At 63.8% G+C, this 15,539-nt stretch carries 13 protein-coding genes; 2 read left to right on the forward strand and 11 right to left on the reverse strand.

Annotated elements, in window-relative coordinates; genetic code table 11:
* Nucleotides 1–37: 37 nt before the first annotated feature.
* Nucleotides 38–1,126: an FAD-binding oxidoreductase gene (locus tag GGR03_RS17165; protein ID WP_183209961.1), complete on the reverse strand. Its 1,089-nt coding sequence runs from the start codon at nt 1,124–1,126 to the stop codon at nt 38–40.
* Complete coding sequence (locus GGR03_RS17170; RefSeq protein ID WP_183209962.1) at nt 1,116–2,369, reverse strand: aromatic ring-hydroxylating oxygenase subunit alpha; 1,254 nt, start codon at nt 2,367–2,369, stop codon at nt 1,116–1,118. Before GGR03_RS17170 ends, GGR03_RS17165 begins: the two co-directional genes overlap by 11 nt.
* A 124-nt stretch (nt 2,370–2,493) precedes the next feature.
* On the opposite strand from GGR03_RS17170, the gene GGR03_RS17175 reads away from it, so the two are divergent.
* Nucleotides 2,494–3,438: a LysR substrate-binding domain-containing protein gene (locus GGR03_RS17175; protein WP_183209963.1), complete on the forward strand. Its 945-nt coding sequence runs from the start codon at nt 2,494–2,496 to the stop codon at nt 3,436–3,438.
* 138 nt (nt 3,439–3,576) lie between these two features.
* Nucleotides 3,577–3,768 carry a hypothetical protein gene (locus GGR03_RS17180; RefSeq protein ID WP_183209964.1) on the forward strand — a complete coding sequence of 64 codons (192 nt, stop codon included), beginning with the start codon at nt 3,577–3,579 and terminating at the stop codon, nt 3,766–3,768.
* A gap of 55 nt (nt 3,769–3,823) precedes the next feature.
* Here the strand turns inward: GGR03_RS17180 and GGR03_RS17185 are convergent, their stop codons facing one another.
* The 9 genes from GGR03_RS17185 to GGR03_RS17225 all read right to left on the reverse strand — a co-directional run bounded on the left by GGR03_RS17185 (nt 3,824) and on the right by GGR03_RS17225 (nt 15,188).
* A complete protein-coding gene (locus tag GGR03_RS17185; protein WP_183209965.1) occupies nt 3,824–5,335 on the reverse strand; it encodes a tripartite tricarboxylate transporter permease in 1,512 nt (503 codons plus the stop codon).
* A gap of 5 nt (nt 5,336–5,340) precedes the next feature.
* A complete protein-coding gene (locus GGR03_RS17190) occupies nt 5,341–5,814 on the reverse strand; it encodes a tripartite tricarboxylate transporter TctB family protein (protein ID WP_183209966.1) in 474 nt (157 codons plus the stop codon).
* A 121-nt stretch (nt 5,815–5,935) separates the two neighbouring features.
* On the reverse strand, nt 5,936–6,916 hold the full coding sequence (locus tag GGR03_RS17195; protein ID WP_183209967.1) for a tripartite tricarboxylate transporter substrate binding protein: 981 nt from the start codon (nt 6,914–6,916) through the stop codon (nt 5,936–5,938).
* A gap of 462 nt (nt 6,917–7,378) precedes the next feature.
* Nucleotides 7,379–7,786 carry a hypothetical protein gene (locus GGR03_RS17200; RefSeq protein ID WP_183209968.1) on the reverse strand — a complete coding sequence of 136 codons (408 nt, stop codon included), beginning with the start codon at nt 7,784–7,786 and terminating at the stop codon, nt 7,379–7,381.
* 620 nt (nt 7,787–8,406) lie between these two features.
* Complete coding sequence (locus GGR03_RS24350) at nt 8,407–9,357, reverse strand: response regulator transcription factor (RefSeq protein ID WP_183209969.1); 951 nt, start codon at nt 9,355–9,357, stop codon at nt 8,407–8,409.
* 779 nt (nt 9,358–10,136) lie between these two features.
* Nucleotides 10,137–11,873, reverse strand: coding sequence for a polysaccharide biosynthesis/export family protein (locus GGR03_RS17210; RefSeq protein WP_183209970.1), 1,737 nt, complete (start codon nt 11,871–11,873; stop codon nt 10,137–10,139).
* Nucleotides 11,874–11,969: 96 nt separating this feature from the next.
* A complete protein-coding gene (gene galE / locus GGR03_RS17215; RefSeq protein WP_183209971.1) occupies nt 11,970–13,001 on the reverse strand; it encodes a UDP-glucose 4-epimerase GalE in 1,032 nt (343 codons plus the stop codon).
* 52 nt (nt 13,002–13,053) lie between these two features.
* On the reverse strand, nt 13,054–14,037 hold the full coding sequence (locus GGR03_RS17220) for a glycosyltransferase family 2 protein (RefSeq protein ID WP_183209972.1): 984 nt from the start codon (nt 14,035–14,037) through the stop codon (nt 13,054–13,056).
* A 47-nt stretch (nt 14,038–14,084) separates the two neighbouring features.
* Nucleotides 14,085–15,188: a glycoside hydrolase 5 family protein gene (locus GGR03_RS17225; protein WP_246368111.1), complete on the reverse strand. Its 1,104-nt coding sequence runs from the start codon at nt 15,186–15,188 to the stop codon at nt 14,085–14,087.
* Between the last annotated feature and the right edge of the window lie 351 nt (nt 15,189–15,539).

A 15,539-nucleotide genomic window follows, 5' to 3' on the forward strand; every position in this document is an offset into this window, starting at 1 on the left:
ACCTCGCAGCGGCGCTTCGGGTCATCGCTCGCTGGAGCTACCGCTCGATTACGATGTCGCTGAGCGGCTTGGAGCAGCAGGGCAGGAAGAACCCCGCGTCGATCTCGCGCTGCCGGATGCCGCCGCCATGCTTCATGTCGACCGACCCGCTGGTCAGCTTCGACTTGCACGTGCCGCAAATCCCGTTGGCGCAGGAGGAGGGGAGTTTCACGCCGGCCTTCCTGGCCGCGGCCAGGACCGTCTGTTCGGCGAGCACGTCGATCGTCCGGGACTGCTTCGAGAACGTCACGCTGAAGCTCATCTCGGAAGCCGCTTCCGCGAGCGGCGCCGGGGCCTCCTCGATCACCGCCGCGTCGAAGCTTTCTTCCCGGTAGTTCGCGGCCGGAACGCCCGACGCTGCGGCGATTCTTCGTGCCTCGGCCATGAACGGGGCTGGACCGCAGCACATGACCAGCCGTTCGGCGATGTCGGGCACCGCCAGCGACACGAACGCGCTCGATATCCGCCCGGTGAGGCCGTGCCACCCGCGCTCGTTGGCGATGGTTTCGGGCAGATAGAGAAGGCGGAAGCCGTCCAGTTGACCTGCGATGGCCCCAAGCTCTTCCCGGAAGATCAGGTCCTTCGGCGTCCTGCCGGCGTGGAGGAAGACGACGTCGCCCGCCTCGCCGCGATCGGCCATTTCCCGCGCCATCGACATGACCGGCGTGATGCCCGACCCGGCAGACAGCAGCAGGAGTTTCGTTGTCTGCGCAGAGGGCAGGGTGAACTGGCCGAGCGGGCCGGTTGCCCTGATCCGGGTACCCGGGACGAGATTGTCGTGGAGCCAGTTCGAGACGATGCCGCCCGGAACGCGCTTCACCGTGATCGAGACCTCGCCGGTCCGGAGCGGCGAAGACGACAGGCTGTAGCAGCGGCTATGGGTCTCGCTGCCGATCACCACCTCGAAGATGAAGAACTGCCCGGCGCCGAACGAGAAGTGCCGGCCTGCCGGCGACCGGAAGGTAAACGTCTTGACGTCCTGGGTTTCCGCCCTGGCCTCGATGCAGTCGAGTTCGGCGTCGGACTCGCGATCCCAGAAGATCGGTCGGACCGCTTCGCCGATCCGAGCCGCAGCCTCAGTAGCCATGGGCGCGCAGACGCTCGATGTACCAGGTGACGAAATTGTTGAGCTGGCCCTCGGTGAAGGGCGAGTAGGGCCCCGGCTCGTAGGCGGGATCGGCGATGCCGGCATGGGAACGCTCGACCAGCCCGGAATCCTGCTCCGTCGTCGCCAGCCAGACACTGGTCAGCTTGTCGAGATCGTAGTCGACGCCCTCCACGGCGTCCCGGTGGACCAGCCACTTGGTGCGCACCAGCGTCCGGTCGGCGGCGAGGGGAACGATCGTGATGACCACCGCATGGTCGCCCATGAAGTGGTTCCACGAATTGTGGCCCCACAGATGGGTATCGCCCAGATCCTTCCGCGTCATCGTCCCGAGCAGCCTGGCTGACGCCGCGGTGGCATCGGGGGTCTGCGACTCGCCGGCGCCGGCAATGATCAGGCGCTGCGTCCTGAAATTCGTCATGTTGCCGGCGAGCTGCTCGATCGCGGCGGAGGGATAGCCGTCGGATTCCCACTCCCGCGTGCGAGCCTCGTACAGCGCCTGATGCCGCTCTGCTTCCTCGCGGTCCTCCGGGCTCAAGCTCGCCGGGTCGAAGCCGAAATCGAGGTCGATGAAGGAGACGCAGAGCTCCGGATGGTTGGCCGAGCAGTGATAGCACTCGCGATTGTTCTCGATCGTGAGCTTCCAGTTGCCTTGCTCGATCACGTCCACCTGATGGGCAACCTTCGCATGGCGGAGGTCATAGGGGGCGAGACGTTCCTCCATGACGGCTTCCAGCTGGGCGATGTCGGCCGGCGGGTCGTCCGACAGGCAGACATAGATCAGCCCACCGATCGACTTGAAGTGGACGGGCTTCAGGCTGCGGCAGGACTTGTCGAAGTCGGCGCCCATGTGCGGTGCATGGATCAGCTCGCCGCTCAGCTCGTAGGTCCACTGGTGATAGGGACAGACGAGCTTCGAGACGATCGACCGGCCCTCGTCGAGCAGGCGGGCGCCGCGATGGCGGCAGGAATTGCGAAGCACCCGGATCTCTTCGTCGTCGTCCCGCAGCAGGATCAGGCTGGCGCTGCCGATTTCGATCGTGACGGCATCGCCCGGCTCGGGCACGTCGCACTCCAGGCCGACCTGTATCCAGTGGCGATGGAAGAAGACGTCGAGGTCGGCGGCGAAGACGTCGTCCCGCGTGTAGAGCCCCGCGGGCAGCGAGCAACCTTCGGTCCGCGAGTCGAGCAGGGCTGAGATGGAGGATGGGAGCCGGTTCAGCATGGGATTACCTGATGGAGGGCGCGGCGAATAATTGACCTCAAGCATTCCCGCTTCAACGGCAGAAAGTTGCGAGCTTCGCATAACGCCATGTTATGGAAGAGGGTCTCGAACCGGAGGTGGTGGCATGCAGTTCCGGAAGAATATCCCTTCGCTCACGGCGCTCGTGGCGGTAGAGGCGGTCATCAGGCGCCGAAGTTTCACGGCGGCGGCGCAGGAGCTCAACGTGACGCAGGCTGCCGTCAGCCGGCAGATCGCGGCTCTTGAGAAGGATTTCGGGACGATCCTGTTCGTGCGCGGTCATCGGTCGATCGAGCCGACCGCCGCTTGCCTCGCGCTGGGAAACATCCTCACGGACAGCTTCGCGCGGATGGCCGAGGGCGTCGATGCGCTCCGGTCATCGACCGTGAACGAGGTCGTCACCATCGGTGCGAGCCTGGCCTTCTCCGCGCTGTGGTTGCTGCCGCGCCTCGGTGAGTTTCGCCGGCTGCATCCCGACGTGCAGATCCGGGTCATCTCGCAGGACAGCAAGATCAATCTCGACGGGGGGCAGGTCGACATTGCGGTCCGCTACGGCCTGCCGCCGTTCGCCGACGGAACCGTGCTCGCCTCCTGCGGGGACGAGATCTTCCCGGTCTGCTCACCGGAGTATTTCCGCCGTCTGCCGGACGGGGACTTCTGGAAGGCTTCCTACGACCAGATCGAGACCGACCAGCCGGACAGGACCTGGTATAGCTGGCACGACTGGTTTGCGGGCGTGGGGCATGCGCCTGCCAATCGAAAGCCTTCGCTGCGGTTCAGTCACTATACGGAATCGATCTCCGCGGCGCGCGCGGGACAAGGCGTTGCGCTCGGATGGCGAACGCTGGTCGACGCCTTCCTGAGAGACGGGACCCTGGTGCGCATCGGGGATGCGGCCGTGGTTCCTCCGGGACGCTACAACGTCATCGTTCCCCTGAAGGCGAGACGCAAAGGCGTGCGGGACCTCGCGGCCGGGTGGATGACGGCGGCCCTCCACAATCAGGCCATGATCGACGACGCGCTTTCGGTCGAGCCGGATCCGGTCAGCTGAGCCGATCTGACGTCGTCGCGCCGGATCCGCTGCCGCGGCCCCGATGTGTCCCGGCGGCGGATGCGCTTCCCCATGATTTTCTCGATGGAACCGGTGTGGCCGTCCCGGACGTTCCTCCGTCTCCAAGGAGGAGTGATCATGACCGCCAGCAAGCCCGACATACCCACGGAAGAGAACGACCGGCAGGACCCGGTCGTGCGGGAGCGCCAGACCGAGAGAGTTGCTCCCACCAGGCGAGACGATAAGGCGACGCCGGAGAACGTCGACGAGACGATGGAGGACGGGATCGAATACCCCGACGCGGATCCGGCGCGGGAGCGGTCGCGCTAGCACCGCGCGGCGTCGCCGGACATGCTGGACGGCGACCAGTCAGCTGGCCGCGAGGTCACCCCGCGCGACGCCCCGTGGGATCGGCGTTCCGCCGCCGTGCCATGAGCATCAGCAGTATCGGCAGGCACCAGACCAGCATGGTGAAGACCCCGAGCCCGGCCGCAATCGGCCGCTCGAAGAAGGCGAGGAAGCTGCCGTCCGCCTTGATCATCGAGGTGATGAAGTTCTGCTCCAGCATCGGCCCGAGCACGAGCCCCAGAATGGCCGGCGCGATCGGGATGTCGTTCTCTTCCATCAGGAAACCGACGATGCCGAAGACCAGCATGATCATCACGCCGAAGAGTGAGTTGTTGATCGCGAATGCCCCGACGACGCAGAACATCAGGATGATCGGCATCAGCACCCGGGCGGGGATCGCCAGCAGCGTTCCCGCGCCCTTGATCGCCACCCAGCCGAGAGGCAGCATGATGATGTTGGCCATGAAGAAGACGATGAAGATCGAATAGATCAGCTGCGGGTCGTTGAGGAACACGGTCGGCCCGGGATTGATGCCCTTGATGTAGAGCACGCCGATGACGATCGCGGTGATCGAGTCGCCGGGGATGCCGAAGACCAGCGCCGGGATCCATGCGCCGCTGACGGCGCCGTTGTTGGCGGCGCCGGCCTCCACGAGGCCCTCGACATGGCCGGTTCCGAACTTCTCCTTTTGCCGGGAGAAACGCTTGCTGATGGCATAGGAAATCCAGGCGGCGATGTCGGCGCCGGCCCCCGGCAGGGCGCCGATGGCGGTGCCGACCACGCTGCCCCGCACGATCTGCGTCGGATAGCGTTTGAAATTCTTGATCTGGCTGCGGAAGATGCCGGAGCGGGCAGATGGCGCGATCTCCGGCCGGTCCGAACGCAGCACGACGGCGCGCAGGACCTCCGACACGGCAAACAGGCCGATCATCGCCGAGATGAATTCGACGCCGCCGAGGAGATCGACGATGCCGAAGGTGTAGCGCGGCTCGCCGGCGGGATTGTCGATCCCCACCGTCGCGGCGAAGAGCCCGATGACGAGCGAGATGAGGCCCCGCGCGACGGAGCCCGGCGACACGAAGACGGCGCAGGACAGACCGAGGATCACCAGCCAGAAATACTCGAAGGACGAGAACTTGAGCGCGACCTCGGCGAGCATGGGCGCGGCGAGGACGAGCACGAGGGTCCCGAAGAGACCGCCGATGGAAGAGAAGACGAGCGCTGCGCCCAGCGCTTCCTCGGAGCGCCCGCTCCGCGTCATCCGGTAGGAATCTTCCACATAGGCGGCGCTCGCCGGTGTTCCGGGCATGCGAAGCAGCGCCCCCGGGATGTCGCCTGCGAAGATCGCCATCGCCGTTGCCGTGACGATGGCGCTGATCGCGGGGACGGGATCCATGAAGAAGGTGATCGGGACGAGGAGCGCCGTGGCCATGGTGGCCGTCAGGCCGGGTATCGCCCCGACGAACATGCCGAAGCAGGCCGAGCCGAGGATGACCATCAGCACGTAGGGCTGGAAGACGAGCGCGAAGGCATCTGCGAGCGGGGCCATAGCGTCTACCAGAGGAAGCCGAGCATGGCGGAGCGCGGCAGCGGCACGAGAAGCAGCCTTCCGAATGCCTGCTGGATGATGACGACGGCGATGAGCGACACGGGGATCGCGGTCAGCGGCCGCACGCCGAGCACGAGCATCAACCCGGCCGTCACGACGAACGCCATGGGCACGAACCCGATCGTCCCGCTGAAGAGAATGTAGGCGAGGACGAGGCCGAGGGCGGCGAACAGGCCAAAAAGCGAGGCAGACGATCGCGTCCAACCGGCCAGTGCCACGCCCGGTCGTCGCTGGCCGGTCGCGAAGCTCTTGCCGACCATGAAGGTGCCGAGACCGAAGGCCAGCAGGGCGATGGCCTTCGGCATCGTCTCGGCGCCATAGGACTGGCCGGGGATCGGCGAGAACTGGAGCGCGGAAAGGAAGATCGCCGCGGCGCCCGCAAGGACTACGAGGCCGAGGGTCAGGTCGTTCAATCGCATGGGCGCAACCCTGTCAGGACACGGCTCGGATGCGGCCGGTCGAGGCGGAGCAGGAAGGATGGCGGCGTGTCGCCTCCGTCGCCCGGTGACGGCAGCACCGGGCGACAGCTTGGGGCCGGGCCTACTGCGCGAGGCCGGCCTTCTTCATGACTTCGCCGAAGGTGACGTCGTCGTCGGCGACGATCTTCGTCGCCTCCTCGCCTGCGGCCCAGCGTACGCCGAAGCCGCGATCCTTCATGAAGGTCTGGTACTCGTCGCTGTTGTAGGCCTTCTCGATGGCGGCGGAGAGCTTCGCCGACACGTCGTCAGGCAGGCCATCCGGGGCGGCCACGGCGCGCCAGACCGACAGTGTCCAGTCGGAGCCGACGGCTTCCTTCAACGTCGGCACGTCCGGGAACAACGCCTGCCGCTCGGCCGACATGGTCGCGAGCGGCCGCACCCGTTCCGCGTCGATCATGGCGCGGCCCTCGGCGAGCGACGTCGGGACCAGGTCGACGCCGCCGGCCACCATGTCGGTGATGCCGGGTGCCGCGCCCTGGCTCGGCACCCACGTCACCTGGTCCGGCGCAAGGCCTTCCGACAGCAGCCAGCCGGCAAGGCCGACATGCCAGATGCCACCTTGGCCGGTGCCCGAGCCCTTGAAGGTACCCGCGGGTTCCGCCTTGATGGCGGCGAGCAGTTCCTCGGCCGTCTGATACGGGGAATCGGCCGAGACCATGATGCCGCCCGGATCGGAATTGACGATCGCCAGGATGTCGAAATCTTCGTAGGTGAGGTCGGTGAGGCCCTGCCAGTGCATCATGTCGATCTCGATCGTCATGATGCCCAGCGTGTAGCCGTCCGGCTCGGCGTTGGCGATGGCACTGTGGCCGACGACGCCGGAGCCGCCGGTGCGGTTGATGACGTTGACGGGGACTCCGAGCTCCTGCTGGAGCAGCGAGGCGAAGACGCGACCGACCGCGTCGGTGCCGCCCCCGGCGCCCCAGGGCACGATCATCTGGATTGGTCGATCCGGAAAATCCGACTGCGCCAGGGCCGATGAAGAAGCGGCGAGACCCGCCATCAAGATCGCGGCAGAAGCGACGGTCTTAAGAATGAGCATGTATCCTCCCAGATTCATGACGGACGGCCATTTTTGGCCCGCCCGATACGAACGACGATCTTCGATCCTCGTCGATTTGGTGATCGCCGACTTCGGGCGATCCTCCTCCCGCCTCACCATCCTTTGACGGTTGGTGAGTGTCAATGCCGCGTCCCCGGCAGCGGCAGGGACCCACTGCACCTGGTTTCCGTCGGCATCGCGGAAGCGCGGCGGCAGCCTCTGTTGCTGTCGGGGACGGGGGGCACGAGGGTGGGGCGAGACCGGCCGTCATGGGTAATTACCGGCGGTCCCCGAGGATCGGTGCCGCCGGCCGGTCGATAGGTCAGACGGTGTCTTCCGCCATCTGGCCATCGCGCCGTCGCGGCGCCGACGGTCGGACGTCCCGCGGTTTCCGGGCTGCCGGCGAAAAGCATCGGTTATTGCACCTGCCGCGCCCCGGCCGATCCATGTCTCGCGGAGGCGCTAATCGGCTTCGCTGGTGAGCCCGAAATGCTCGACCACGCTTGGCTGGATCACCCTGGCGGTCAGGGTCACCAGCACCAGTTGCGCATCCAGCGTCTTCCCATGCTCCAGCGCGTCCTCGATCCGCTGCTCCATCCGAAGGGCGAGTGCCGTATCGTTGGCCCCGGCGAACCCCTCGGCACCGATCATGCAATAGGCGACGAGTTCGGCCGCCGACTGATACGACTGAGGTGCTGGCTCGTCGCCGATGGCATGGTCCTTCAGCAGGCCCACCACCGTCAGCTTCACCGCTTCGGGAACCATGCTCGGATGAAGATCGACGGAGCGCAACGCGCGATCCAATTGCCGCAAGTCCTCCGACCGCCCAAAGAGGCCAAACAGACCGAGAGAGGAATTTCGTCGGGCCATCTTGCTGATCCAAATGAGGGCGATCCGGCATGCAGCGGAGCGTACGACGGCAAATGTGAGCGCCGGCGAAGAAAGGCCAGCACGGTTCGCCACGGGAACTGGGGCGGATCGCGCGGGAGTCACCCCCCCTTAAGCCACTGGAACATATAGCTCCGCAACTGTCCACGAAGCGGACTTGTGAACTCTGCGTGTGCACCCGTTTGCAACAGGTTCCGCGCAATCAAGAGCTCGCCTCCGTCAGCCAATGTTCGCCGTAGGTGGGCGTCGATTATCCCTCGTGGTCCTGCCCCTCTTTTTCTGCACACACAGTCACTGGTTGCACGGCCCTGCAAAAATCGCACAGGGACATGCGCAGAGGCAGCTGTTGAACCCTTTGGATCTACGGGTCGCTTTGCCCGCGGAATGCGACCGGCAGCATGCCACCGCTACCAGCGTTCGCCGCGACGGCGCCGATCGTCTGGAAGGGAGGATGGCATGCGCGACCTGGCGATGGCACGCCGGGTATCGATGGGGGTGATGATGGCCAGAGCGAGGATCTGCGGTCACAAGTTGCAGGCGTCCCCCGACGGAAGGTTGGCCGCGGTCGCTGGAGGTCCAAGAATGGCACTGCTTCCGGTTGCTCAGCAGAGTCCATTCGTTCCACTTCGTCGCGGAACGAGTTCGGAACGACTATCAACCGGATCGCCGGTGCGTAGGATGGCCGAGCTTATCGCCATTCTGTTCTCATTCACAGGCTCGATTGTCGTGGAAGATGCGGCCTCGGCTTCGATATTAAGCATCGCCCACACCGCAGCCTGGGTGCGGTTCGAGACGCCTATCTTGCGTAAGATGGATTTGACGTGAACCTTTACGGTAGCGTCGCTGATACGGCACTTGCGAGCAATGATCTTGTTCGGACATCCATTGGAAATATAGTTGAGGATTTCCATCTCCCGCTCGGAGAGACGCTCTTTTCTGGATGAAGCCGACAGGTCTGCGTAACCGCTGACTATCCCGGAATTTTCCTGTCCAGGAGCGGCATGCTCTGAAACTCGGCGATCGGACGTGATTCCATTGCCATTCATAGACGAAGGAACACTATCAGCCTCTTTGGCAGCCCGAAGGCCCGGCTCACGGGCTGACACCACCTGGCACTCGTCCGTCGGGGAGGCGTCGAGCCTATTCACAACTCCCAGCGACGCCGACGAGTAAACATATCCTCCCAGCGCGATAAGTTCGAGGCTCTTTACCAGGACATCCTGCGAGACCGAGCGAAGCAGGATACCATGAGCCCTTGCAGCCTCCGCCTGACGTAGACAATCCTCGGATATGCTCTCTGCCAGGAGGACGATATGGGCTCCGGGGTGGGCCTGATGCAGACGAACCACAGCTTCTTCGTCCAGGACCGTGTCCCGATGGTACCCGACAAGAACAAGGAGTTCATCAGGCCATTTGCGCGGCTTTATGTCGAGTTCCCGGAACTCGGAGACAATGGCGCATACGCGAAAGCTCTCCTCCTTGAGGAGGGAAGCGAGGCCCGCCCGAAAGACGGGATTGCTCTCGCATATCGCCACAAAGATTCGTTTAGCCATTGCCGATCCCCATCTCTGCGTGCGTGTCTTCCACTCAACTGCCAGGACATAAATGATGGTCGATGTATCTTAATGGCGGGTACGAGAAATTATCATAGGAATATAAATCTATCTCACATCATTTATACTTAAGGGCAGAAGCAGAGCTCGTGTTCTAAGCTAGCTTAGCAGGCCGCCCGATGCATGACCGACGTTGTCGACGTCGCTGGCACGGGAGAACAGTTTACTGAGTGCTAAGGATTGCGTTAGGGAGGAAGGTCCGAGGAAACGTGGCAACTTTGGTCGGCGACATTCATCGACCAAAGTCCGACTCGTTCCGGACCTCGGTCGAGTCGGGTAGGTGAGGAGCGCCGGTAAACGCGGCAGTAAATGCGGCTCCGATGGCGGAGGATGCGCGATCAGCGGCGTCGGGGTCACTGGCCGGACACCTCCCAGATCCCGCGACGCGGGCGCCAGATGCCCGTTATGGTCGATACCAGCTGAAGCTGGAACCTATGATGGCGGCGTCATCGTTCGGCGCGAATTGGGCGAACGGCATCTGTGGGAGGCGACAGTCGCTCCCGCACATCGCTGCGAGTTCGTCCGGTGCCGTGGGCTTCGCGTCTCACGTCCGCCTGGTGGCCTGTTGGATCAGAGCTGGGCCTTGGCCGCGATGCTCCACTGACGACCAGCCTTTCCTTCGCCTATGACGAGCGCTCCCGGTCGGCGCCGGCAGCGGCGAGGGGTCCCGCATTGCTATCCCTTCTTATCGGCGAGGCGATATGACGAGCCGCCCACGTCTAGTTGCTGGTGACGGCCTGCGTGTTGACGCTCGCCAATGGCATGCCCGTCATCTGCCCGCTCGGTTCAGGCGTCGGAAGATGGAGGGGCTGGCTGGCGTCCTCGAAGATATTGACCAAGTCACCTGGTTCCAGGACGGTCATGCCGGAGGCTTGGATCTCGACGGGGCGTCCATCTGATTGCCGAACGACCCGATAAATCGTCGGTCGTTTTTCCTTGGACGTCGATGGCGACCGGGTCGCGGGCAGAGCGCTCAGGATATCGTCACTGGTATCCAGCTCGCGCTGGCTTTGAACGATCTGGCGCTGGGTCTCCTCGATTTCGCCTGCGAGTTCGCTGGCGATCTCGGACTGGGCCTTGAGCGTTTCTGCCTGAAGCGTCGCAAGACGCTGCTTGGCGGAAAGGTACTGGTTGAAGGCCCCGTGACGGCGCTCCTCGGCGTCTGCCAACTCGGCCTGCGCCTGCGAAAGCGCGTCCGAATCGAGCACCTTGCGCTGGACCAGCGACCTTATGTGGTCCAGTCGCTCCCGGCGTATCTTGACGAGATCCTCAAGCGAATCCATGCGGGCGTAGATCCGCACATCGTGCGTCGCCGACTCGATGGCGTTCATCGCCGTCTGCTTGCGGAACTCCTGAGCCAGGACGATGGCCCGGCGCCGGTCGATCTGCTCGTTGATGAGGTTGTCGGCTTGTGCGGCGCCAGCCAGCGCCACCAGTTGAGGCGGCGCGACGGGCGTTGTCGCGTCGCGCTCCGCTCTCAGGACGGCGGCTCTCGCGAGCATCTTCAGCATGGATCCGGACATCTCCTCCCGCGTCTCCGTCGCCCGGATCGCTTCGATATTCTGCCAGGGATCACTGACACGCGGATCGAGGCCTCCGGCGAGCGCAATGGCATGCAGCACCGTCATCCCGGGAACGTATTTGAAGGATCCCGGGGCCCTGACCGGACCGAGGACGTAGATCGGCGCACGCGCTGAAAGCATCACATTCACAAGCGGCCGGCGTCCGAGCATATCTTCAAAGGCGGCGCTGAGGGCGGACTGCACCTCACTTTCTGACTGGCCGGCGGCCGGAACGACGCCGAGCAGAGGAACGGCGATGTTACCGTCCTCCTGCACAATGTAGTCGCCGCTCAGTTCCGGACGCTGCTGGATGCCCGTCAATGCGGACGACGGACGGCCCCATTTGTCGTCCTCGGTCGCCACTCGCTCGTAAATGACGACTTTCAGGCTGTCTCCGACACCAAGCGCTCGAGGATTTGACACCGAGGGCAGAGGGCGAGGGCGCTCTGCCAGACTTGCCGGAGAACGATCGGCAAGTCTGGACGCTGGATGTCCCCCGTCCGACGCCGGCTCGCGTTCACTTTCGGTCTCCGCCTGATCCGCCGCCCCCGAAGCCTTGTCTTCCTGAGGCAGGGTGGCAGGTTTTCGCCCCAACCTGGCGGAGGTTTGCGAGACCTCAGTCCTCAGAGCGGCAAATATATCGCCTTCTGGCGCATAACGGTCCCAGAACTCGCCGATCCGGGCCGACAAGGGAGCCATCTGAGCCTGCGCCGTGGTTACGAGACGCTGATAGGCCGGATTTTGCTCGACATACGGCTTGCCTGCCGCCGCGCCCGCAACAGCGAGCGCTCCGATGCTGAGCAGAAGGATGATGCGCCTGCCCCGCCTTTTCGGCGTCTGATGGAGCATCATCGGATCTTCCAAGTGATCGCGCATCATTTCTTGTCCGTCCATCGGTCTAGTCCATTCAAACAGGGGAAAATCGGTTTTCCCTATTGCTTCAAAAAGACACTATATATTGCACGTAATTCGGCATTTCTTTTATCGCCGTCAGGCAACAACAGGAGACATTGGCAAAGTACAGCGATTCATCTGTTCATTGGCTTGAGAAACGGCCAGCTTCCGTTCCCATTGCCAGGCATCGTCGACCATGGTCCGCAGGTCGTTCAGTTCCGGCTGCCATCCAAGCTTCAGGAGTTCGTTGCTGTCGGCAACGATCTCGGCCGGATCTCCGGGCCGGGGCGGAGCCCGGCGCACCTCGAAGTCGGTGCCCGTGACCGCCTTGACCGTCTCGACGACTTCCGCAACCGAGTAGCCCCGGCCGTAGCCGCAATTGAAAATTCGCGAAGCGCCGCCGCTCCGAAGATGATCCAGCACTGCCAAATGAGCCCGCGCCAGGTCCGACACGTGAATGTAATCTCGGATGCAGGTGCCGTCGGGAGTTGGGTAGCTGCTGCCATAAATATCGAGGTGCGAGCGTCGCCCGAGCGCTGTCTCAAGCGCGACCTTGAACAAATGGGTTGCCTGCGGGGTCGACTGCCCATGACGCCGATCCGGGTCTGCACCGACGACATTGAAGTATCTCAACGCGACATGACGCAGCCCATAGGCGGTATCGACATCGGCAAGCATCTGCTCGGTCATCAGTTTGGATCTGCCGTAGGGTGAAAGTGGCAGCGTGTCAGCGGTCTCGGTGACCGGGACGGTGCGCGGGTCGCCATAGACGGCGGCCGTCGACGAGAAGACGAAATGCTTGACGCCCGTCTGAACCGCGACGTCCAGGAGCGCATGCGTCTTCAGTGTGTTTGCCAGGTAGTAGCCAAGCGGGTCGAAGATCGATTCCGGCACGACGATCTTGCCGGCGAAATGCAGGATCGCTTCCACGCCATACTCTCGGACGAGGCGCGACGTCAGTTTCATGTCGCCGACATCCCCGACATGGAACGGCACCCCGGCCGGGACCGCACTGCGTGAGCCGGTGGACAGGTCGTCGAGCACGAGCGGCACTTCGCCGCGATCAAGAAGCGCCAGCACGACATGACCGCCGATGAAGCCGGCTCCTCCGGTCACCATTACCGTCATGGAACTGTTCCTTCCGTGCACACTGTCCAAGGGTTGGCCGCAGTGCCGCGGCCTAGAGTGTCTGACTTCCGATTTCGGGTCGTCCGGCCAAAAGCCGGAAACCCATGAGCCGAGTTCTGGCGTAGGCAAATGCCGTGAGGAGGAAACCCACTGTGATGGCTCCGGCCCGAGCGGCGGCCCGGCCCTCTCCGCTCAACGCCGCCATGAGATCCTCTGCGACCGCGCGGGGCAGGACCTGGCGAACGTAGCGACCCTCCGCATTCAGTCCTTTGGCTCCCGCCAACCCGGCCAGGGTCGCCTTTGCCGTTCCTTCGACCAGGCAGCGGTTGACGAAATACTTCCAGGTCGCCCGCTGGGCAGGCACGATGTGAAGCACCCGCGCGCGCGGGTGAAATGCGAAGTAGCCACCCGGATACAGGCGGCACGCGCGTATGCAGAATTCGGTCTCTTCGCAGCTCTCGGCCTTGCCGCCGGTCCGGGCCTTGCCGCTGACCGAAAAACCAAGCTTGCGACGCCCGAGATGCGACGAAAATCCGCCGGTCCGTCGAAGCACGTCCGCCCGCACGGACATGTTTGCGCCGATCGGGTTGCGGATGCGTCCGTTCCGGATGTCCATGCCGTCATAGGTGCAGCCGATGACCCAGTCGAATTGCGTCGGAAACCAGTAGGGCCTCCTGGTCCGCCACAGCGGTTCCACGGGGCCGCCAACGCCCAGGACGGCTGGGTCACGGTAGGATTGGATCAGGGCCGCCAGCCACCCGGCTTCCGCCACTGCGTCATCGTCCAGAAACGCGATCAGGTCGCCCGTCGCATGGTCGACGCCTGTCATTCGCGCCCCCGAAAGACCTGGCTCGCCGGTGTTCGCGAGGACCGTCGCATTCACGAAGGTCCGGGCCGCACGCTCGCGCAACGCCTCGTTGTTGTCGATGACCAGGATGATCTCATGCGCGGCGCGGTCCTGCGCGATCACGGAGTCGATGGCGCCGGACAGTTCGTTCCATCGATCGAGTGTGTGCGCGCAGATCACGACGGACATCCTGGGGGAGTCTGCTGTCGCCGTACCCGCAGAAGATGGTGCGATGTTCATGGGCGAACCCGCCGGTCGTCATCGGCTAGAGAGCCGATCGTCGAAGGTTCGACACGCCAGGCCCCACGGGAAGCCGCCGCCTGCACCAATTTCCACAACGGGCTCCCATCGTTGCGGATGTCGAACTGGTCGTGCTCGTCTACTGGATACTGGCCGTCATCCTGCCGCGGTGCCAGGCGCCAGATCATCCATCCGGCGCAGTCGGGGTCTCGCGCGAGCGTGTCGAGCCACATTCCATAGGCTTGCAGCATGTCGGGATTGGAACGGGCGTAGCCGAATTCCTCCAGAAGGACCGGCTTGTCGGCGAGCGCTGCCATTTCACAAAATTCGCCGATCATCGTGTCGAAGTCCTGGACGCTCAGGTCGTAATAGAGCGGGTAGCCATGCCAGGTGCCGAAATCGAGCGTCGGGATCGTCAGATCTGACAGTCTTTCCAAGACGTTCGCATGTCCGGAACTGACAAGGTGGTTGGGATCGATGGACTTGATGTGCGCCGACATCTCCGCGGTCCAGGACAGGCGTAGCGCTTCCGGCTTGGCGTAGCCCTCGTTCATCAGTTCCCAGGCCATGATGGTCGGGTCGTCGCGGTAGGCGAGACCGGTCAGCGGATTGACCCGGTTCACGACGAAGTCGACCCAGGTGACGTAGTCCTGCCTGGGGCGCGGGTCGCTGAAGAAGAACTCGTCCTCGCTCGAGCTGCCGTACCAGGCCCGCATCTGCTGGGAGCCGCCGGTGTAGCTCCAGAAATCCAGGAAGCCGATGACGAGCTTGAGCTCCCGTTTGGCGGCCTCGGCGATGACGAAATCCACCTTCTGGATGCCGTTCGCGCCGTCGTTGATCGCCATCTTGTCGGCCTGAGCGTCCCAGGAGAGCAGGTAGTTCCCGTTGACGCCCAGGTCGTAGGAGCTGGCCTCGCTGCGCCAGTCCCAGATCGTCGGGATACGCCCGTCGAGCGAGCCGATCACGGGTTGCAGGAAAAGCCGGACGACGTTGGCACCGAGGGCCACTGCATCGTCGAGGGCAAGGATGACTTCCTGGCGCGACGCATAGGTAAGGTAATGAATGTTCACGCCCGTGATGAAGAAGGGGCGGCCGTTCAAGCTGAACTGCGTCCCGGATGCCTCCACGAACCCGCCTTTCGCCGGCCCTTCTGCAAGGGAGGGCGCCGGCAAAGCGCACAGCAGCGCAACCGACAGTACTCGCAACATCATCTTGCTCATCCAGGGCCTTGGGGGGATAGCCAAGTCGGATCTAAGCTGACCAGCAATCTTAACGAATGCAAAGATTCCGAAGCGGTAATTACTCCGGTCTAGCGTCCGTAATCCTTAAGAGTTCGGATGACGGGCGCACCTGGCAGGTTCGGACATGATAGGGGGTAGATCGCCTTCGGTCCGATGCGTGCAGCTGCCGCAATCATCGGCATTGCCAGTCACAAAGGGCCTGGCGGGAGC

Origin of the sequence: Aurantimonas endophytica, assembly GCF_014196845.1 — a bacterium.
Classification (GTDB): Bacteria; Pseudomonadota; Alphaproteobacteria; order Rhizobiales; family Rhizobiaceae; genus Aurantimonas; species Aurantimonas endophytica.